The organism is Snodgrassella sp. ESL0323 (assembly GCF_013346865.1).
Taxonomy (GTDB): domain Bacteria; phylum Pseudomonadota; class Gammaproteobacteria; order Burkholderiales; family Neisseriaceae; genus Snodgrassella; species Snodgrassella alvi.
In genome coordinates, this window is record NZ_JAAEDT010000018.1 from 1 (window position 1) to 20,114 (window position 20,114).

General features: G+C 36.2%; 27 protein-coding genes and 1 pseudogene. 9 read left to right on the plus strand and 19 right to left on the minus strand.

Annotated features, from left to right (window positions below):
* Positions 1–115 precede the first annotated feature (115 nt).
* The 9 genes and pseudogenes from GY065_RS06820 to GY065_RS06855 all read left to right on the plus strand — a co-directional run bounded on the left by GY065_RS06820 (position 116) and on the right by GY065_RS06855 (position 4,617).
* Positions 116–673, plus strand: a complete 558-nt coding sequence (locus GY065_RS06820; RefSeq protein WP_174833567.1) for a hypothetical protein — start codon at positions 116–118, stop codon at positions 671–673.
* Positions 674–798: 125 nt separating this feature from the next.
* Positions 799–987, plus strand: coding sequence for a hypothetical protein (locus GY065_RS06825; protein ID WP_174833568.1), 189 nt, complete (start codon positions 799–801; stop codon positions 985–987).
* A gap of 329 nt (positions 988–1,316) precedes the next feature.
* Complete coding sequence (locus GY065_RS06830; protein WP_174833569.1) at positions 1,317–1,571, plus strand: hypothetical protein; 255 nt, start codon at positions 1,317–1,319, stop codon at positions 1,569–1,571.
* Between the two features lie 214 nt (positions 1,572–1,785).
* A pseudogene (locus GY065_RS13600) lies at positions 1,786–1,872 on the plus strand (RHS repeat-associated core domain-containing protein); the annotation flags it as partial.
* Between the two features lie 44 nt (positions 1,873–1,916).
* Positions 1,917–2,117, plus strand: a complete 201-nt coding sequence (locus GY065_RS06840; RefSeq protein WP_174833570.1) for a hypothetical protein — start codon at positions 1,917–1,919, stop codon at positions 2,115–2,117.
* A gap of 120 nt (positions 2,118–2,237) precedes the next feature.
* Entirely contained in the window at positions 2,238–2,507 is a 270-nt protein-coding gene (locus tag GY065_RS06845) for a hypothetical protein (RefSeq protein ID WP_174833571.1), read from the plus strand.
* A 662-nt stretch (positions 2,508–3,169) separates the two neighbouring features.
* A complete protein-coding gene (locus GY065_RS13070) occupies positions 3,170–3,511 on the plus strand; it encodes a hypothetical protein (protein WP_202984067.1) in 342 nt (113 codons plus the stop codon).
* A gap of 29 nt (positions 3,512–3,540) precedes the next feature.
* Positions 3,541–3,765, plus strand: a complete 225-nt coding sequence (locus tag GY065_RS13075; protein ID WP_202984068.1) for a hypothetical protein — start codon at positions 3,541–3,543, stop codon at positions 3,763–3,765.
* Positions 3,766–4,299: 534 nt separating this feature from the next.
* Complete coding sequence (locus GY065_RS06855) at positions 4,300–4,617, plus strand: hypothetical protein (RefSeq protein ID WP_037474727.1); 318 nt, start codon at positions 4,300–4,302, stop codon at positions 4,615–4,617.
* 353 nt (positions 4,618–4,970) lie between these two features.
* Here the strand turns inward: GY065_RS06855 and GY065_RS06860 are convergent, their stop codons facing one another.
* The 19 genes from GY065_RS06860 to GY065_RS06940 form a co-directional block, all read right to left on the minus strand.
* Complete coding sequence (locus tag GY065_RS06860; RefSeq protein ID WP_174833572.1) at positions 4,971–6,188, minus strand: hypothetical protein; 1,218 nt, start codon at positions 6,186–6,188, stop codon at positions 4,971–4,973.
* 147 nt (positions 6,189–6,335) lie between these two features.
* A complete protein-coding gene (locus tag GY065_RS06865; RefSeq protein ID WP_174833573.1) occupies positions 6,336–6,728 on the minus strand; it encodes a DUF2750 domain-containing protein in 393 nt (130 codons plus the stop codon).
* A gap of 26 nt (positions 6,729–6,754) precedes the next feature.
* A complete protein-coding gene (locus GY065_RS06870; protein ID WP_174833574.1) occupies positions 6,755–6,925 on the minus strand; it encodes a hypothetical protein in 171 nt (56 codons plus the stop codon).
* 1,214 nt (positions 6,926–8,139) lie between these two features.
* On the minus strand, positions 8,140–8,430 hold the full coding sequence (locus GY065_RS06875) for a hypothetical protein (RefSeq protein ID WP_174833575.1): 291 nt from the start codon (positions 8,428–8,430) through the stop codon (positions 8,140–8,142).
* A gap of 9 nt (positions 8,431–8,439) precedes the next feature.
* The gene (locus tag GY065_RS06880) at positions 8,440–8,844 is read right to left on the minus strand and encodes a hypothetical protein (RefSeq protein ID WP_174833576.1); all 405 of its coding nucleotides are present in this window, start codon (positions 8,842–8,844) and stop codon (positions 8,440–8,442) included.
* Between the two features lie 223 nt (positions 8,845–9,067).
* A complete protein-coding gene (locus GY065_RS06885; RefSeq protein WP_174833577.1) occupies positions 9,068–9,346 on the minus strand; it encodes a hypothetical protein in 279 nt (92 codons plus the stop codon).
* Positions 9,347–9,680: 334 nt separating this feature from the next.
* Positions 9,681–9,842 carry an RHS repeat-associated core domain-containing protein gene (locus GY065_RS13605; RefSeq protein ID WP_174833636.1) on the minus strand — a complete coding sequence of 54 codons (162 nt, stop codon included), beginning with the start codon at positions 9,840–9,842 and terminating at the stop codon, positions 9,681–9,683.
* A complete protein-coding gene (locus GY065_RS06895) occupies positions 9,784–10,101 on the minus strand; it encodes an RHS domain-containing protein (RefSeq protein ID WP_174833578.1) in 318 nt (105 codons plus the stop codon). The genes GY065_RS13605 and GY065_RS06895 overlap by 59 nt, the downstream gene beginning before the upstream one ends.
* Before the next feature lie 150 nt (positions 10,102–10,251).
* Positions 10,252–10,836: a hypothetical protein gene (locus GY065_RS06900; protein ID WP_174833579.1), complete on the minus strand. Its 585-nt coding sequence runs from the start codon at positions 10,834–10,836 to the stop codon at positions 10,252–10,254.
* Between the two features lie 116 nt (positions 10,837–10,952).
* Positions 10,953–11,414 carry an RHS domain-containing protein gene (locus tag GY065_RS06905; RefSeq protein WP_174833580.1) on the minus strand — a complete coding sequence of 154 codons (462 nt, stop codon included), beginning with the start codon at positions 11,412–11,414 and terminating at the stop codon, positions 10,953–10,955.
* Positions 11,415–11,661: 247 nt separating this feature from the next.
* Positions 11,662–12,177, minus strand: a complete 516-nt coding sequence (locus tag GY065_RS06910; protein WP_174833581.1) for an Imm15 family immunity protein — start codon at positions 12,175–12,177, stop codon at positions 11,662–11,664.
* Positions 12,178–12,179: 2 nt separating this feature from the next.
* The gene (locus GY065_RS06915) at positions 12,180–12,539 is read right to left on the minus strand and encodes an RHS repeat-associated core domain-containing protein (protein ID WP_174833637.1); all 360 of its coding nucleotides are present in this window, start codon (positions 12,537–12,539) and stop codon (positions 12,180–12,182) included.
* 333 nt (positions 12,540–12,872) lie between these two features.
* On the minus strand, positions 12,873–13,484 hold the full coding sequence (locus GY065_RS06920; protein WP_174833582.1) for a hypothetical protein: 612 nt from the start codon (positions 13,482–13,484) through the stop codon (positions 12,873–12,875).
* A gap of 177 nt (positions 13,485–13,661) precedes the next feature.
* Positions 13,662–13,982, minus strand: a complete 321-nt coding sequence (locus tag GY065_RS06925) for a hypothetical protein (protein ID WP_174833583.1) — start codon at positions 13,980–13,982, stop codon at positions 13,662–13,664.
* 21 nt (positions 13,983–14,003) lie between these two features.
* Positions 14,004–14,561, minus strand: coding sequence for an RHS repeat-associated core domain-containing protein (locus GY065_RS13080; protein WP_256433040.1), 558 nt, complete (start codon positions 14,559–14,561; stop codon positions 14,004–14,006).
* Between the two features lie 6 nt (positions 14,562–14,567).
* The gene (locus GY065_RS13085; RefSeq protein WP_202984070.1) at positions 14,568–14,828 is read right to left on the minus strand and encodes an RHS domain-containing protein; all 261 of its coding nucleotides are present in this window, start codon (positions 14,826–14,828) and stop codon (positions 14,568–14,570) included.
* Positions 14,829–14,858: 30 nt separating this feature from the next.
* Positions 14,859–15,065 (minus strand): RHS repeat domain-containing protein, encoded by a 207-nt coding sequence (locus GY065_RS13090; RefSeq protein WP_202984071.1) that lies wholly within the window; start codon positions 15,063–15,065, stop codon positions 14,859–14,861.
* A gap of 156 nt (positions 15,066–15,221) precedes the next feature.
* Positions 15,222–15,572 (minus strand): hypothetical protein, encoded by a 351-nt coding sequence (locus tag GY065_RS06935; RefSeq protein WP_202984072.1) that lies wholly within the window; start codon positions 15,570–15,572, stop codon positions 15,222–15,224.
* Complete coding sequence (locus tag GY065_RS06940; RefSeq protein WP_174833584.1) at positions 15,547–19,920, minus strand: RHS repeat-associated core domain-containing protein; 4,374 nt, start codon at positions 19,918–19,920, stop codon at positions 15,547–15,549. Before GY065_RS06940 ends, GY065_RS06935 begins: the two co-directional genes overlap by 26 nt.
* Positions 19,921–20,114: the final 194 nt, after the last annotated feature.

Sequence of the window (20,114 nt, forward strand, 5' to 3'; positions counted from 1 at the left end):
TATACCAAGTCGTGATCCTAATGCCAGAAATACATTTTGGTTAATTGACAAATCAGGAAATATTTTAGGTGGATTATCAATATTTTAATAAGTGGCTCCTCAATTGGAAAATAAGATGTTAGCTTTTAGCATAGTGAATAGCAATCTCACAGAGATAGAAACCATACTTAAAAATGGACTAAATTGGTCGAACGAACCAATACCAAGCCGAAAATGGGTCGAAGAAATACATTTGAACATTCATGATGGAGGTAATTTTCCCAACATTGGTGTTTTTTATTATCCATGTGTGAATAACAATCAGTTAATATTTGTATCTAATTCATCTGATGGATGGAATTCCTTACTTTATTGTATAACGAAAGCAAATAATTCTAGCTATCTATCATTCAGGTTATTTAGTGGAGCAGAACCATGTATGGAGATGACGCTTGAAGACTCTGGAGAAACGATTCGTTTAGTAAGATCGATGAAAGACGATAAATGGATTTTTGATGAAATAGGTGATCTTTTATGGTTTGAAGATGAAAAATATTATTCTAAAAGAAGAATTGCCGATAGAGTTACCTATGATCTATTACTTTCTTATTCGATAAAAAATGGTATAAACTTTAATTCCCCAGATTTTTTTAAAACAAAAAAAGAATCTTTATGGGTTAACAAAATGCGATAATTTATTAAAAATATCTAGAATAATTAAAGGTTGTCAGCCCAATAGCAAAACTAAGCCATACTGACTCCTTAACACACATAATTGTCCCTGACGAAGTAAGTCAAGTAGATTTTAATGGAAATAAAGTGGGTACAAATAAGCCAGATGTTCAATATAATTACAAAGGAAAACACTATAATATTGAAGTAGATACAACATTAAAGGGTAGCCTTGGACATCAAAGCACTATACCAAGTCGTGATCCTAATGCCAGAAATACATTTTGGTTAATTGACAAATCAGGAAATATTTTAGGTGGATTATCAATATTTTAATAAGTGGCTCCTCAATTGGAAAATAAGATGTTAGCTTTTAGCATAGTGAATAGCAATCTCACAGAGATAGAAACCATACTTAAAAATGGACTAAATTGGTCGGACGAACCAATACCAAGCCGAAAATGGGTCGAAGAAATACATTTGGACATTCGTAAAGGAAGTAATTTTCCAGCAGTGGTGTTTTTTATTATCCATGTGTGAATAACAATCAGTTAGTATTTGTATCTAATTTATCTGATGGATGGAGTTCCTTACTTTATTGTATAACGAAAGCAAATAATTCTAGCTATCTATCATTCAGGTTATTTAGTGGAGCAGAACCATGTATGGAGATGACGCTTGAAGACTCTGGAGAAACGATTCGTTTAGTAAGATCGATGAAAGACGATAAATGGATTTTTGATGAAATAGGTGATCTTTTATGGTTTGAAGATGAACAATATTATTCTAAAAGAAGAATTGCCGATAGAGTTACCTATGATCTATTACTTTCTTATTCGATAAAAAATGGTATAAACTTTAATTCCCCAGATTTTTTTAAAACAAAAAAAGAATCTTTATGGGTTAATGAAATGTGGTAATTTTTTAAAAATATCTAGAATAAATAAAGGCTGTCGCCCAGTAGCAAAACTAAGCCATACTGACTCCTTGACACACATAATTGTCCCTGACGAAGTAAGTATAGAAGAACTAAACGTTATGGCTACGTCTACGATGCATTAGGACGACTCGTTAGAACCTACGTTATCAAGGAGAGTATTTAGATAGGGAAACCGGACTTCACCACAATACTTTAATACTTTCAGGTACTACGATCCGGATACAAGCCGCTTTACACAGCCGGATCCGATTGGATTACTGGGTGGCATTAATCTGTATTAGTATGCACCGAATGAATTAACTTGGATTGATTCGTTAGGTCTAATATGTGGGCCAACACCAAAAAAAGCAAATCACCACATATTAATCCTAAAGATATTGCTGGCAAGAAGCCTTCTGAAATCGATAAAATTACTTGGAATCATGGGTTAATTTCAAAAGGACCAGATCCAATGACAGGGAAAGGTGCATATATAGATCCTATTACTGGCAAACAGCGTGTATTAGTTCATCTTGAACCAAATTGACCACATTGTCATGTAAATGATGTAGCTGGAAAACGTCTTGATATTGACGGTAAAGTTGTACCAAATGAATCACCTGAAGCACACTTGCCATTAGACACCAAATAATAGAAAGCTTTAAATATGCATGACTGGACACTAGTATCTTTGATTATTGATTGGGAAAAAAGTACACTTGTTATTAAGTTCCTTAATAATAATTCTCTTCCTGTAGATATTATATTCAAAAGTATTAAATATATTAACATACCAAAATGGGATGAGTGGGGTGAAAGTGTAAGCGTAAATAAATTTAATCTTAAAAATGATGCTACTTATAAAAATATAGAGATAGAAATGCAATCAGGTGATATTATAAATATAATTGCAAATGATGTGATTATGCCTAGATAATAAATTACAGGCACAAATAATTTAAAATATTTTTTACTTTAATGGTTTACCATTAATTTTATATATAAAGCTTAATTATTAAAATTTAAACGTAATTTGGTCGATATGCTAAATGACAAGCTATTTTGCATGTTCCAGATTGGCTGGTTATGCACCCCAATCTTTAAGAAATGGTTAGTTAACTGCTACTTATGATTTATTAAAACAACCTAAAACCGATAAATTTGTAAAAGCGGTATGGAAAATATTTAAAAAAGGCGCCAAAAAGGTTTATTTAATTAATCGGGAAACGGGTCAGATTGCGGATAAACCTGAGACACGTTTTTTTTGCCTGGCCGGACGCTGCGAAAAAATTTAATGGGAAAAATGAGCATTATTTAACTAACCATGCCTTTGCCTATTTTGTGGCCAAAGATGTGTAATAAAATCTAAATAAAATAGCTATTGCTGATTTTTTATTCTGACAATCTAAAAGATTTTAATTTTATTTATAAAATGCCATTATCATTTTTAAGCAAAATCCTGATGCAATTGTGATTACCGTACCAAAAGGAACTATGCCTGATCCGGGAGTGCTTGATATATCAAAAATGGAAAGCGGAAATATATATAAAGGATGGTAGTAGATTAGCATTTCATCTAACTTATTAAAGTGAAATTATATGATTGGTAAAATTAAACTGCCTGCTTTAGAAATCTTTATGACTGCAGTGGATGTAGTAGAATTCTCCAAAATTTTAAAAGATCAAATTGAATCGGTTAAATTTATTAAGCAATTTCCATGGCCTGATCTGAATATACCAATTTCCGATGTACTAAATATGGAAATAGCTAAAAATATAGATTTTAGTATTATAAATACTGATATTTTAAGTATTGAACGTTATAAAAAAGAATATGTGATGCCCCACCCTGCAGGATCAGGTTATATGGGTGGCTGGGTGGGAAAAGGTCTTGTCCGTTTTTCACGTTCTGAATACCCGGTTATGATACTGAGTCTTTAAGAAATGGTCGATTAACTGCTTCTTATGATTTGGTAAAACGACCCGAAACCGATAAATTTGTAAAAGCGGTATGGAAAATATTTAAAAAAGGCGCCAAGAAAGTTTATTTAATTAATCGGGAATCGGGGCAGATTGCGGATAAACCTGAGACACGTTTTTTTGCCTGGCCGGACGCTGCGAAGAAATTTAATGGGGAAGATGGGCATTATTTAACTAATCATGCCTTTGCCTATTTTGTGTCCAAAGATGTGTAATAAAATCCAAATAAAATAGCTATTGCTGATTTTTTATTCTGACAATCTAAAATTTTGATTTTATTTATATAATGATAATTATATTAGATTGTATGAAGTTAATTTGTTTGCTAATTGTATTCCAAATAAACATGATATCGTTTGCAAAATAGCTATAGCTACAGCCCACGGTGTTTAGATAGAGACCTGAGATTACATTACAATACTTTATACAGTCTTATTAATGCAGAGCACTTTAGGCGAGGAAATGAAGCTCTTTATAAATAATAAAAAAAGATCCTGCTTTTAAGAGAGAAATACAAATCAAATATCCCGGAGTTGTTCAACATGTACAACCCCAAACTCAAAAGGTAAGTTTAAAACTGCCCTTCCACCAGGGTTAACATGACATCATGAGAATGAATTAGGTATATTGAATCTTGTTGATCGAAAAGATCATAAGACCTATCATAAAATCTATCATCCTGATTGTTCTAGCATACGCTATAAATGGGATGGCGTAACAGAATGTTGATAAAAAATAAGGAGGCAAATATGAAAACTGCAACAGGGTTCACTAATTTATTGAAAATTTCTAAAAATATTCCTTATTCTGAGGGATGGTATATTTTTGTTGATTTAGATTTTGATAATACGAAAAAATGTATTGAATCAGCCAATTATTATCTGACTGAAACGGAAGAAGAAGATGATGATATGGATGAACAGAAAGATAAATATCGATCTTGGTTAGAGTACGCAACATTTTGTGCAATTATCGACAATAAACTGGAGCACCACCCTAATGCCTCTGAAGACGATTTACTGGAGGCTGTGATTTATTATCTTGAAGAAGATGCTTTTATAGATTAATAATAAAACCGGCAATATACATGAATAAAAATATTTAATTAAAATAATTTTAATTTTTATTAGTATAAAATTGGATAGTGCTGTGTTCACATTTTTATTATAATTACGATTTAATTTTTTATTCAAAACGTCTTTTTACAAAACACTTATTTTTTAATTTTAATAATATTTCACTATAATTTTATTATTAATTATTTATTTTATTTAAAATTTAATAATTTAAATAAAACAGTATTAACTGTTCTGATTGCAATAATATACTTTTAGGATTTCTAAACTAAATATTTAATTACTAGATCTATAAGATAATTTTTAATGCAACCGTAATAAATAACATTGTGGTATTAACCTACTCAATCAGCAATATTTAATTTTTTAGTCAATTCATCAACGCACTCCTTTGCTAATTTTTTGTATATTATGGCTATTTCTTTAGAATATTTTCCATCAACCATTTTTTTAAAACTTTCTAGAGAACCAAAAAAACCAACGGCCTGAATGGAAAACATTCCATTAACCCAACATGCAAAAATGACTTTTGAATTATCTTTACTATTTTCTCTGTAAATAATATTTTGTATTTTATCTATATCTAAATATATTCCATTACCAACAAATAAATTTTTGGATAAAAGCGTAATTTGCGTTGATTCAATATTTAAATACTTTCCGACAAATAAATTTTCAGGCAATATTTGAATTTGTGTTTTGGCTATACTTAGATTTTTCCCTATAGATAAATTATCAGGTAAAAATCTGATATCTGTACCACGTAAATTTAAAGAACCATTAATACAAATTTTTTTAGGTAGTTCTTGAATATTGGTATATCTTAAATCTAGATCACCACCAATTGATAAATTTTCTGGTAATGTTTGAATATTAGAATATCCTAAGTCTAAATCGCCACCAATTGTTAAATTTTCAGACAATGTATTAGTTTTACTATTGATTAAATCTAAATTTCCACCTACAAATAAATTTTTAGGTAAGGTATTAATATTTGTATTTGCTAAATTTAAATCTCCTCCTACAGATAAATTATCAGGCAATACTTCAACTGCTGAATAAGTTAAATCTAAATTATTAGCCACTGATAAATTATCAGGTAATACCTTGATCGCTGAATATGATAGATCTAGATTGCCATTAATTGATAATTTTTTTGGTAATGTTTGAATATAATAGGCACTAGCTAAACATAGATCTCCACCAACATATAAATTTTCTGGCAATTTCTTGATAAGTGAAGCTGTTAAATTTAAATTACCTTTTACTGATAAATTTTCAGGCAGCATTTTAATTTTAGTAGCTGTTAAATCTAAATTACCACATATATGGAAATTATCCGGTAATACTTGAATCTCAGACCATGCTAAGTTTAAACTACCAGTGACAGCAAAGGTTTTTGGTATTTTTTGAATTTTTGTTTCACTTAAATTTACATCACCATAAATAAACAGATTGTCAGGTAAAATACTAATATTTTTTTTCAAATTTAGATTATCATTAATGATAATTTTATTATTATCAAAATAATAATTTATCTTTTTTTTATCTAATAATTTCAAAAAATTTTCCATAGCATTATATATCTTATTATTAATAGCAGTAAAATATTTTGGGCTTAAAAACAATATTTACTTTGTTTCTATAAAATTTCTTTATCATATTCAAATAATAAGCTGAAGAGCTTAATGTTGCTCTTTAACTATAATTTAAAAATAATCACTACAGATGTGTTCTAAATCACGTAATAAATCTTTTGGATCAACAACCGGAGTATCACATAAGGTAGGAACAGGGAAAATACCTACCAGAATTTTTTCTTTTGATAAATCAGGCAATAATTCATTCATTAAATAATCTAGAGATAATGCTTTTGGTTTGTAATCTTTCCAATCATCAAAGGCACAATTCATAGCATATTCGCGCGCAGACCATAACATAATAACTTCATTATCACTACCATTTTGTCCACATAAAGCAAAACCATCATTATCCAATACCCAGGCCTGCTCAGAGTCGACAATTCTTTTTATACAATAGATATATCTGTCTTTGCTTCCCTTTTTAGACATAGCTTCTTTTTCTTTAGCTGATAATATCATGAATAATTATTCCTCAAATTTTTTGTTTATACTGGTTTCATTCTTGCGACCAGTATTATCATATTAACAAGTACGTAACCGAATAAACTATTAAAACGTAAATCTATATCATAAGGTTTACAACCAAAACCACTTTCATCTTCGAATTCAAATAAAGTTGCCTTTCCTTTCAATTCTATTTTTTGCGCTTGTATCATAAAGCAACCTTCTCCTTGCATATCAACATTATAACCATACTCTAAATGATATTCCGTATTTTCTGAATGGAAAAAAGGTGTTAGCCATTAATTACCAGTACGAATATACTACTTATAAGAATGATAAATTTCTATTTTGTTATAAAATGATCAAATGAATGAATCTATGGGTTTGTTAGTATAAAATTCATACCAATAACCAGTCCATTCTGCCATATATGCTCCCAAAATTATTACTTTTTATCACAAAAATTTTTCTACGTTTTACATCTATTCTGAGTTTATTATTCTCATCCCTAAGTTTAACATCTCCTTTTGTATAAAGTCTTAAAAAATCATTCTGTCGATCTATTAAATCAAGTTTAGATCGGTCAATCTCAAATAAAAAATAATGAGCACTCTTTACTTTAGTCAACCCACCCTTCCCTTTTTTATGATATTCAGCTGCTCTGGAGGTACTGTAGTAATATAAACATCCGTGGGTTTACCTTGAATAGCACCTTGTGCTCTTTTGCTATGATTATTTGCTCGAATTACATTTGTTGTTTTTATTTTATTATATTCTGCTTTACTCGTATCAGACTGTGTAAACTAACTACTATCAGAAATATAATATATGTAAACCTTAACTAGTAATTAAATTATTATAAATAGGTTCTAAATTTATCTAATAAAAAGCCTGAATAATTAGCTTTTACAGCCTCACTGACAGGGAACAGCTCTTCCGGCATGCCGTACAGGTCGGTATGGGGTATTAGATATGTTCTTCCTGATTTCCGGTTCGGTCTATCCGAGCCGGCGGTTCATAGCTATTGGTGTCGATATAGAGGTAAAGGTTTTGCTGTCGATTCGGACTGGTTTCCTCTATCATCCTTAAACCATCTCACACAAAGCAGAACTGTGTTGTTTGGTTATTTTATAGAATTTTTACTAAGTTAATGGCTTAGAATTAGTTTAAAAGCTCATATAATCTTTTAGATCTTAATTTTTTACTTTAATAACGAAAAAATACTATAAAATTCTTATTTTTAATCAAGTTTTCTCTGTTTTTTATTACATCATCACGTAAATTATTAATAACAACCATGTTTGAGGCTAAAAATCTAGATCACTACAACACCACTTTTTATAATAAATTTTTAAAAACAAATGGTATATTTCTGTTTCTCAGCTATTTTAGCCTCATGAGATAGATTTAACTAGTTTGATTTCTTTTATTTCTGATATATAACAGAAATATATTTAGGCTTCTTTCTGCTCAGATTATCTACTAAATCTTTTTCATTATCTCTCCACCAATATTCCTCATAAATTGCAGGTTTTTTAAATTCATAAATATTAACTAAACCTAATAAACCACATGGTGAATCCGCCATAAAATCCCAACCATTTTTTTGGGCACAATACACATCTATTTCATCATCATACCAAATTTGATATCCTTTTTTATCCAAAATATTAAAAACTGTATTTGAGACATTTGCATATTCTGATAACGCTGGCATAAATTACTCCTATTTAATAATTTCAATTGCTTCGTAGGGTATTTCTCCTTGAAATAACCCCCCATTAGCGCTTTTGACGTTTTTTCTATCGGTCAAAGATCCCTTTGTATTTACAACTTGTTGAACATTTTGAAGAGGTATATATTTTGCATCATTTTGCGTAGCTTTAGCTACATCTATTTTTGCTAAGCCACTATTTGAACTATATTTTTTAGTTCCAGATATATTTTCAGAAACTGATATATATCCTGTATCTTTCCCTTTAACATGGTCTACTATTGTACCTTTTTCTCCTTTAGGTAAAATACTTAAACCCGAATTTACTCTTATTTTATCACTTTGACTCTCTATATATATTTTTTTAAAAGCTTTTTTAGAATATTTACACCAGCTCCATGGATCAATCCAAGTCAATCTATTAGGCGCATACTGATAAAGCTTGAGTCTGCCGGTCAATCCGAATAGTAAATGTGCTATTCTTGATTGCCGTCTCTGTCTATTCGTGCCAGCGGTTCATAGCCGTATTGGTCGGTATACAGAAACAGGCTCTGCCGTTTATTTGCTGCGGGTACATCCGTGGTATTACACCGATATTTATATCTTAATAATTATAATTTTTTGACTGAATACTCAATTTTTAATCTCCATCTGCTAGTATTACTTCATCTTGAGAAACTGCTTCTCTCAAATAAGCTAATAATTTTTTTATTTCATTGTCTTTATTATTTGATAAATAATTAATTAGGATTTTTTGATGGTCAGGATGAACTTTTGTTGTACCATAAGGATCAATATAAATTCCAGTTTTTTTTTCTAAATAGAAAAATGCATCATTTAACGATTCAATATTTTTGTCGCTTAAAAGTAACGATGGTTTACTTCCATCAGTATCAGATAAATATGAAAAATTTAACATTATATTAACTCTATTCATGGGTTGAATAAGATGTAATTATTCTGTCTTCTTTTTGGATCATAAATAACAATATCTCCTTTTCCACCCTTATACATATTACACAATTATAACCCTTTTCATAACGAATCCTTCCATTACGTTGTTGAATAACTCTATCTGGATTTTTCATAATTCTATTTTTTAGCTTACGATATTGATTAGTTTTTTATATTTATTTTTAGATTGGAAATATTTTTTCTCTTAACTATATTTACTTTTACCAGCTTTGTTATATCGCCTTATATGGCAATTTCGTACATGTTTAATACGTTTGTGTGCAACTAGGACCCAGTCCCTAGGGTTCAATCCATATCAGCGCATTTGGCGTATACTGATACAGATTAAATCCACAGACTAACCCAATCGGATCGTACTTGGTAAAACTGTCTGTATCCGGATCATAGCATCTGAAGTATTTTAGTGGGTCCGTTTTCTCTGCCTGAATACTGCCTCTGATATCTCAGGTTCTGTTGTATCTCTCTATGGGCAATCTCCTGTATCGGTTTGCCCCATAGCTGGTATGAGCATTCCCAGACGATTTCACCGGCTTCATCCGTCAGCTCCTCTGACATACCTTTCAGGTTAGTATGGAAGTAGTAGATGTGTTGTTGTTCCTGATTACCGTTTCTGTCTATCCACGCCAGCGGTCCATAGCTGCCTTCGTTGGTATACAGATACAGGCTCTGCCGTTTGTCTGCGCTGTTTTCCTGAATCATCTGCAGGTCATGCTTTTGTGTTGGATGGGTCCAGTTTATTCTATTTTTTATACTATCCAATAGATAGTATGGTTTAATCACCAAAATAGTATTGTAAAGTCCAATATTACCAAGCTTTCATTTCATCAATCGAACTCAGTTCGACGAAATTCACTTTATTATGAATAGCATTTTTTTTAATTCTAATAATATTTTTTTTTCAAACATTATTAATGTTAAACCTGCTTCAGGCATATAATGATGACAAAAAATTAACCCTATATTTGAATTTACTAATTTTTTAATAGTATAACTTTGAGTTTGATCCTTATTCACCAATGACATAATCAAAGGCTCGATGGGTAAAGATATTGGGATCAAAGATTTTTTAAATTTAATTTCATTTTTCTTTTTTTCAATATAATAATTTTTCAATTCAATCTTTAATGATTCTAATTTTGCAGAATTGCCATATAGATAGATGCCAAACTGTTGAATAATTTTAGTATCTTTTAAAGATACAAAATCCTTACTGTCCTTTTCTAAAAACATCAAATTGGGAAATGTATTACTTATTATTTTTTCGGCTTTCTCTGTATTAAATCCATAAGCTCCAAAACCATTCGAATCAATATTATATTGATAGCATATACAATATGCCATTGAATCAAGATCAGAACTAATTATTCTATTCCAATTAGGAACAGGGAATATAATTAATTTTTCATTATTTATCATATAAATGCTTTCCCCCATTTGTAGAGTTTACTGAATGTATGTGTGCAAACTAATCTTAATAGTATCCAGATCGTAGTATTTTAAAGTATTCTAGTGTGGAGTGGTTTCTCTGTTTAAATACCGTCCCTAATACCTCAGATTCTGTTGTATCTCTCTATGGGTAATCTCCTGTATCGGTTGCCCCACAGCTGGTATGAACATTCCCAGACGATTTCACCGGCTTCATCCGTCAGCTCCTCCGGCATGCCGTTCAGGTCGGTGTGGAAGTAGTAGATGTGTTGTTCCTGATTACCGTTTTTGTCTATCCGCGTCAGTGGTTCATAGCTGCCTTCACCGGTATACAGATACAGGCTCTGCCGTTTACCTGCGTAGCCGTAGCGTTCAGTATGCACCAGCTGTTCGATACCTACATCGGTCAGGCGGTGTTCGGCATCGTAATGGTAATACTGGGTACCGCTAGTGGTTTGTTTGCTAAGGGTTCGCCCGTATTCGTCGTAGCTGTATTTCAGTCCGCCGAAGCTGAGCAGCTGATTAAAGCGGATCAGTTTCTGATTGCTTTCTTCTTTACCGCGTCTTCTGTCCAGCAGGTTGGCCACAGCATCGTATTGCAGGGTTTCCCAGTACGCTTCGTTGCGGCAGCTTTCGATACGTCCGGTAGCATTCCATAATTATTTAAGAGATATTTTTTAGTCTATAAATATTTTCAAATACTTTATATTAACGAATATAACGAGCAAAAATTGAATTCGTGTCTGCATTTATTTTGTTCTTACTAGAAAAATGATAACTCATTTATTCTAAGTGCATTATGTATTTTTAACTAAAATTATAAAATTTTTCATTTTAATCTATAGTTTTACAAATAATGGATTTATGTATAATGTATACTCTTTTGTAGTCTTTAAATGTGTTTGAAATTAAAACAGTATAATCAAATTCTTTAATTGAAAATAGATATTCTCTTATTATATTTTCTTCTATAGTTTGAGAATGTTTTAGTTTTAAATGTGACAACAACCAATTTTTTTTTCTAGATATATATATATTTGGAGTTAAACAATTTATCTCCTCATAATCATCCCAATCAGTTATACTGACACAAATAAAAAAGTCACTTAAATTTTTATCATTAATATAATGTTTAGCATTTAATTTACATTCATCAATTAACTCTATACTTTTTTTTATTAAAATTTTGTTTTTTTCATTAAATGAAAATGATGATAAAAATGATATATGCTTAAATCTAGAAAATAATGGAATTTCCTCAAAAGTTTTATATTCAGAAAAAAAAATTGAATAATTATCAAGCCCTTCTTTTTTTATAAGATGCTGCAATTTTTTTTCAAGTTTATTCATATTTAATCACCCGTATTCCAACCAAATCTTTTAAGCCATTCTAGTGTTTTTCTAGAAAATTTTGGATCTCTATCATGTATAGATCCATCTAAATTGATTGCGCCCCCATTTTTTCCATGTGCATGATATTGAGAACCTGGTACACTAGATTCTGGGGCATCTATTCTTATTATCTCTTTAGGACATTGTCCTCTAGAAACTTTATTTTTTGCATTTTTAGGTGAACATGAAAGCCCCCATGGATCAATCCACATCAGCACATTGGGCGCATACTGATACAGATTAATACCACTCAGCAATCCAATCAGGTCAGGCTGCGTAAAGCGACCTGTATCCGGATCGTAGTACCTAAAGTATTGTATGTAATCTTAGGTCTTTATCTAAACACCGTGGGCTGTAGCTATAGCTATTTTGCAAACAATATCATGTTTATTTGTGCTACATATAGCAAACCAATTAACTTGACACAATCTAATATAATTATTCTTTTATAAATAAAATTAAAATCTTTCAGATTATCAGAATAAAAAATCAGCAATAGCTATTTTATTTGGATTTTATTACACGTCTTTGGCCACAAAATAGGCAAAGGCATGATTAGTTAAATAATGCCCATTTTCACCATGTTAATCTTATTAAATTAAAAAACTGGCAGGAAAAGATTTCAATATTTTCATCCATAAATTATATATTATTTAACGATAAGGCTCAGGAAGGCGTCTTGTTAAAGGACGAAGTTTTTCCCTGTCATCCCATAATTCTGGGAAAACCTCAAACTTCAGATCATCACGATTTATCCCCGTATCAAAATACCGACAAAGGCGATCTCTTAAATCGCCATCACCCCACATATTAGTCAGTTCATATTTTTCAATAAGATTACGATCCTCTGGTAAAGTTAAATCCTCTTTTATAATCGGTGCATGTGTTACACTTTTTTCCCCATTTGCCCCAACATCTACTAATTCTCCTCCTAAAAATACAAAACCAAAATCTCCCTTATAGTGGTCACCATCCATAATTGTATATGGTTGAATCCAATACCTTTCATACGGTTCAGAGCTGGGAATTACAGTCGGAGATTTTATCTTACTATGAATTAAGTATTTGTTAATTACGTTTCCCACATAAACTCTGAATAATGACTTTACATTATTTAAATCAATATCATTCCATATTCCATCAGTATTGGAAATATCATAGAATCTCATTGCAGGGCTAACTAACATTTGCCCTATTGTATATAAGTCATCGCGTAACTGGATATTAACCAGATCATTTTTTTTCCAAACAACACGTTTAGCCATAATTAGGATTTCCCTTTTTTAGTAGAATCCTATAGACTTTTAAATCTATCAAGTTCACTTTTCTTCAACCTATACTATTGAAAAAATAGATTGATTATTCAGCTTCAGATAATTTTCTATGGAACAATATGATATTAATGAAACATTTCGAAAGATCGACATAACTTTCTGGCTATTTTATTTGAATTCTAAAAAAGCATCGTTTTCATAATAAAAAATAAATGCTTTAAATAATTCATCTAATGACGGAACACCTAATTGTTCTTTTGCATTTGCTACAATTTCTTCAATTGTCCCTCCATCTAAAACTTCAATCCAGCCATCATTTTTAACTTGTTTTGGTAAATACTCATCAGAATCAGGAGGAAAATCCCTTGCATCTAAAGTAAAAACACCCTTTGTATTCAATGTCCAGTTGTTTTTATTTGGAGGTAAACAAAAATACTCTGTATTATTTTCTGGAAAAGATAAAACATCGTCAATGGAAATAAGCTTCATAAATCACCTCGTTAAATATTATCAACAATTACTGCTTAGCTTTTTAAATCCACCCTTTCGATTAGGATGCAACGTATTTTGAACTGCACCTGATGATTGATGTTGCCCCCTAGGAATTAACTCAATTTTTGTTGGATCTTGAGCTTGATGATGCCAAGAATGATTCGGTGGACTATTTCTTGCAAATGCACCTCTCTTCCCAGGTTGCACATGAGCAACAACCTCTGGCGGTAACATTTTAGCTAAATTTGGATCCTTCTGTATAGCTTCATATAGCTGCTTGTTTGCGTTTTGGAAATGCACACTTCTAGAAGCAGTATGAATATCCGACGGAATTTCTGTTTGGAACCAGACGCTATAATTAGGACTAGATAATGGTCGACCTGTTACATCTTCACCAGTAAGCCCCCACGGATCAATCCAGGTTAATCCATTCGGCGCATACTGATACAGATTAAAGCCACCCAGCAATCCAATCGGATCCGGCTGGGTAAAGCGACCTGTATCAGGATCATAATACCTGAAAGTATTGTAGTGCAGTCCGGTTTCTCTGTCTAAATACTGTCCCTGATACCTCAGGTTCTGTTATATCTCTGTACGAGCAATCTCCTGTACCGGTTTGCCCCACAGCTGATATGAACATTCCCAGACGATTTCACCGGCTTCATCCGTCAGCTCCTCCGGCATGCCGTTCAGGTCGGTGTGGAAGTAGTAGATGTGTTGTTCCTGATTACCGGTCCGGTCTATCCGCGCCAGCGGTTCATAGCTGCCTTCACCGGTATACAGATACAGGCTCTGCCGTTTTTGTATGCGCTGCTTTCCTGAATCATCTGCAGCCCGTCCCACAGGAAGGTGATGCGGTTGTACGGCTTGCCGTCACGATCCAGCCGGTGTTTTCGATGCGCCGGCCAAGGGCATCGTAGCCGTAGCCGTAGCGTTCAGTATGGTTAGCTGTTCGATACGCACTTCGGTCAGGCGGTGTTCGGCATCGTAATAGTAATACTGGGTACCGCTAGCGGTTTGTTTGCTGCGGGTACGTCCGTGTTCGTCGTAGCTGTATTTCAGTCCGCGGAAGCTGAGCAACTGATTAAAGCGGATCAGGTTTTAGTTGCTGTTTTCTTCACTGTGTCTTCATATAATGACATCTGTGCGAATATGGCACTATCCAATTTTATACTAATAAAAATTAAAATTATCTTAATTAAATATCTTTATTCATGTATATTGCCGATTTTATTATTAATCCAGAAAATCATCTAGTTCAAGATAATAAATCACAGCCTCTATTAAATCGTCTTCAGAGGCATTAGGGTGATGGTCCAGTTTATTAGAAATAATTGCACAAAATGTTGCGTACTCCAGCCAGGCTAGATATTTATCTTCCTGTTCTTCCATATCATCATCTTCCTCTTCCGTTTCAGTAAGATAATAATTGGCGGATTCAATGCATTTTTTCGTATCATCAAAATCTAAATCAACATAAATATACCATCCATCAGAATAAGGAATATTTTTAGAAATTTTCAATAAATTAGTAAATCCTGTTGCAGTCTTCATATTTGCCTCACTTTCTACATTTTGTTCCGCCACCCCATTTGTGACGGCCACCAGAACCATCGGGATGATAAATTTTATGATAAGTTTTATGGTCTTTATAATCAACAAGACTCAATACACCTGGTTTATTCTCATGATGCCATGTTAACCCTGGTGGAGATTTGCTTTTAAACTTACCTTTTGAATTTGGTTGTACATGGGCAACGACTCCCGGATATTTAGTTTGCATTTCTCTCCTAAAAGCAGGATCATTTTGCAATCGTTCATAAATAGACTGATTTGCTCGCCTAAATTGCGCTTTATCAGAAAGCTTGTATTCTGAAGGGTCTAAATTGTGTTCATGAAATACATGGTATTTTCCTAATTCTCGTTCTCCTTCTCCTGCGTACCAGCCCAACGGATCAACCCACATTAGCGGATTAGGCGCATACTGATACAGATTAAAGCCACCGGCTAATCCAATCGGGTCAGGCTGAGTAAAGCGGCCTGTATCCGGATCATAATACCTGAAAGTATTGTAGTGCAGTCCGGTTTCTCTGTCCAAATACTGTCCCTGATAACGCAGGTTCTGTTGTATCTCTGTATGAGCAATCTCCTGTACCGGTTTGCCCCATAACTGGTATGAGCATTCCCAGACGATTTCACCGGCTTCATCCGTCAGCTCCTCCGGCATGCCGTTCAGGTCGGTGTGGAAGTAGTAGATGTGTTGTTCCTGATTACCGTTTCTGTCTATCCGTGCCAGCGGTTCATAGCTGTACTGGTCGGTATACAGATACAGGCTCTGCCGTTTGTCCGCACTGCTTTCCTGAATCATCTGCAGCCCGTCCCACAGGAAGGTGGTGCGATTGCATGGTTTGCCGTCACGGTCTAGCCGGTGTTTTTCAATCCGCCGGCCAAGTGCATCGTAGACGTAACCGTAGCGTTCAGTATGGTTCAGCTGTCCGATACGCACTTCGGTCAGGCGGTGTTCGGCATCGTAATGGTAATACTGGGTACCGCTGGCGGTTTCTTTGCTGCGGGTACGTCCGTGTTCGTCGTAGCTGTATTTCAGTCCACGGAAGCTGAGCAGCTGATTAAAGCGGATCAGGTTTTGATTGCTTTCTTCTTCGCCACGTCTTCTGTCCAGCAGGTTGGCTGCAGCATCGTATTGCAGGGTTTCCCAGTAGGATTCGTTGCGGCAGCTTTCGATGCGTCCGGTCACGTCGTAGCGGTAATCGCTCTGTCCCTGTCGGTTGTGTTTTTTGCTTACCAGCCGGTCCAGATTGTCGTAGCTGTAGCTGCGGTCCAGTATGATATCCGGCAGGATACCCGCTCCCGGACATTTGGTCTGTTTGCCGGTCAGGCGGCTGGTGCGGTCGTATTGAAAACTGGTATTCATTTTGCCCTGGCTGCGCAGGGTTTCCCGGTGCAGGTGGTCGCGCTCGATGTCGCTGATAATCTGGCCGTCCAGGTTAATCTGGTGCAGATGGCCGGAACCATAATACAGTTTGTTGATGGTACGTCCGTCTGGCAGGGTGGTGGCGATGCGGTTGCCCAGTTTGTCATACTGATGCTGCAGAACACCCTGTGCAGTGGTTTCGCTCAGCAGGTTGCCCATTATGTCGTAGCTGAAGCTGATCAGTTCCGGTTCGGCTTCCGGCGCTAAACCGGCGGCTTTAAAGCCGACTTTGAGCAGGTTGTCGACTTTGTCATACTGGTAGGCGGTGGTGCCGTCGGGGGTGTATTTGCCAATTAAGCGCCCGACGGCATCGCGTTTGAAACGGTGTTCGATCTGATGCGGGCTGCCGGCTGCAAAACGCACGCTGCTGACGTTGTCAAGCAGGTCGTAGCTCAGCTGCTGTTTACGCCCGTCCAGATCGGTCTGTTCGGTCAGGCGGTCGCCGGCATCATACTGAAACCGGTACTGTTCGCCGTTTTCATTGGTCAGGGCGGTAAGGCGGCCGTAGGCATCGTAGCTGATGCCGAACTGACGGCCGGCGGCGTCGATGCGGGTATGTACCAGTCCGCGCTGGTCACGGCGGTAGCAGGTGGTGTGGCCGGCCGGATCGGTATAGCTTTGTAGCTGGCCGGCGGCATTGACGCTGTAGTGTTCCTGCCTGCCGTCCGCCAGGGTGGCGCCAATGAGTTGGCCGGCTGCGTTGTACTGGTATTTGCTGCTGTTACCGATGGCATTGGTGATGCCGGTGAGGTTACCAGCGGTATTGTAATAGAAATGGGTGATGGAGCCGGAACAGTCTACATGCTGGATAAGCTGGCCGTTTTCGTTCCAGCGCAGATGTTTGTTGCCGCCGCGTGCATCGGTGATGCAGACAACCTGTCCGTGCCGGTCGTACTGGTAGTGGGTATGCTGCTGTAACGGGTCGGTGACGGTGAGCAGGTTACCGCGCTCGTCGTAGTAATAGCGCCAGCTGCTGCCGTCGGGGTCGACGCTGATGGTCGGCAGTGCCCAGTGCGGCAACCACTGGGTTTGGGTAGTTCTGCCCAGTGGGTCGATTTCTGCAGTTTCGCGTCCTTGTTCATCATAGCTGTAGCGCCATTGTCCGCCCTGCGGATCGGTCATGCAGACCAGCTGCTCATATTCATTCCATTCAAATTCGGTGGTCTGACCAAGGGCATCGGTGTAGCGGGTAATCTGGTAAATTTCATTCCAGTAATGTTCGCTAACACGACCCAGGCTGTCCTCTACTGTGGTCAGGCGTTTATCTAAATCATAATGGAAACGATAGTCTTCCAGTCGCTGACCGTCGGCTTCGCTCCAGTGCCGGGTTACCCGCCATGCGGTCTCTGCCGCTGCTGTGCTGAAGTGGCTCCACTGATAATAACACTGTAAGCCAGTGGGCAGGCGGTGGTAGGTCATGCGCCGGTCGCTGTTGTAGGCAAATTCGCGGGTCTGGCGGTTCTCGGCATCAAAGACCTGTTGCAGGTCACCTTGTTCGGTGTACTGGTAACGGTTCAGTAAGCGGCTGCTACCGTCGCTCAGCTCTTGGCGGATTTCGGTTACACGCTGCGGATGGCGCTGATCCTGATAGTGCAGGCTGATTCGAGCGGCGTTGTCGTTATCGGCAATTTCGACGATGCGGCTATGGGAATCGCGGTAGATAAGTAACTGGTTGTCGTTGCGGTCCTGCAGCATGCTTAGCAGCAGACGTTTTGGATTGTTGGGATCGGGCTCGAACAGGCGGTAGAGGCCGTCATCATCTTCAATTACCCAGCGGTCCTGGCCGCCACGATAGATGGATAGATTTTCGTTAAGACCACGCATATTCTCACCCGGCTGCATGGGCTCGATTTCCAGCCGCCGACCTTGTTCGTCGATAAAGACGGCGGCGCAGGAACCGTCGGGCTGCGGGTCGATTTCCATTTCAGTTTCATAGCCGACACTCCAGCCGGCACCGAACATATTGTGGGTGCGGGTATCGACACTGCTGTAGAAACGCTGCCATTCGAAGGACAGGTGAGTCGGCAGGGAGAAGTCAAGCTCTTCGGGACCGGCGAGCATTTTGGCACCGGTTGGCAGGTGGACGGGATTACCTTTATTCAGAGCTGCTGCTATTTTGGATCCAGTATAGCTAGCGGCAGAATCGAGCATAAATCCCAGCCCGAAACAGGCAAATGAAGTACAGATCTTTTTGCGATTAAAAATTAATGTAGCTAAAGAAATTAATTGGCCTATAGGATGTTTACCGCTTCTAATTTCACGTACGACAACCGATTCGCCCCCGATGCGTACATTATTAGAAACTTTGATACCACCTTCACAGTCATCAGTGACTTTTGCTTCGCAGGTACTGCGGTCATTGCTGCGTACTGCCGGCTGGCTGTTAATGTAGACTTTTTTAGAACCTTCGGCCAGATATTCAGGTGAGGAAACAGGGGAAGGATGTTTGGCACAGGTAATGGTATCTTCGTTTTGAGGTATCACCGGTTGCTGTGGTGAATCTACGGTTGGCCTCATGAATTCCTGAGCAGCTTTTGTGATTGATTGTACAGGATTTTCACCGAAATTCTTTAAGATGTTTTTTGCGGTATCGATAAAGCTTTCAGGTTGTTCAGGTTCGCCGGCAACTTCTTCAATTAAAATACCCGCAGCCCGGGCTGCCGGCTTACTATTGGTATGAGTATTGGCTGAACCTGTAAAAATTATTCCGTCTTCCACCGGCGGAAATAGCCCGCTGACTGCATCTGCCAAATCTGATATGACAGAACCAAGTCCAGATAGTTCAACGGCCACGCCGACCAGAGCAGACACTATCAAACCACCGGGTATCAAACTTATTGCTCCGTAACAAGCTAGCTCGACTGCTGCACCTGCTATATCAGCCCATATTGAAGTATGTAAAAGAATATCATCCTTCCTGGCAGCCCAGTATGCTTCCCCCATAGCAGCATCCTTTTTTTAATTGAGTATTTATCGCTGAGAATATTACATTTAAATAGTTGAAATCTAATAAGTAATATTATATTATTTTTTACTATAAATTACATATATAATTATTATATTTTATATTGTATTTTTTTGTATATTATTAAAATAATATGAAAATAATTTTAATCAATTCCAATTTAATTACAAAT